Annotated in this window: 1 protein-coding gene; it reads left to right on the top strand. The window is 27.9% G+C overall.

All coding sequences use genetic code 11. The features are described 5' to 3' along the window. Positions 1-623, top strand: a 623-nt coding sequence (locus B5E58_RS13320; RefSeq protein ID WP_143597294.1) for a recombinase family protein, incomplete at both ends; no start/stop codon positions are given.

Genomic DNA, 623 nt, shown 5'->3' with positions numbered 1-623 from the left:
ACAAAGTCAATATCAAGGTTTGCAAGAAATGTAATTGATTGTTTAAGTATAGTAAGAAGTTTAAAGGAATTAAAAGTTGATGTGTACTTTGAAAAAGAGAAAATACATACACTATCTGAAAAAAGCGAAATTTTATTGTCTATATACAGTTCAGTAGCACAAGCAGAATCAGAAAGTATATCAACAAATCAAAAGTGGAGTGTACAAAAAAGGTTTTTAGATGGAACATACATAATGTCAAACCCAGCTTATGGATACTATAACAATAAGAAAGGTAGACTTAAACTTTCACCAAAACAAGCAAAAGTTATAAGGTTTATATATGATGAATATCTTAATGGAAAGGGTATTCATATAATAGCAAGAGAATTAAGTGAAAATAAAATTAAAAGTCCTAAAGGCAATAAAATATGGAATTCAGCAACAGTATATGGAATATTAAAAAATCCAATATATACAGGAGATATACTTCATCAAAAAACATATAGTATGAATATAGTACCCTTCGAGAGAAAAATAAATAAAGGTGAAGTTCCTCAGATACTTATAGAAAATGACCACAAAGGAATAGTCACTAAAGAAGAATATGAAACAGTTCAGATTATGCTATCCTGTAAACCTAA

It is taken from the genome of Tyzzerella sp. An114, from assembly GCF_002161055.1.
Classification (GTDB): domain Bacteria; phylum Bacillota; class Clostridia; order Lachnospirales; family Anaerotignaceae; genus Fimicola; species Fimicola cottocaccae.
The sequence above is the reverse complement of the archived record's forward strand: the minus strand, read 5'-3'. Positions and strand labels throughout refer to the sequence as shown.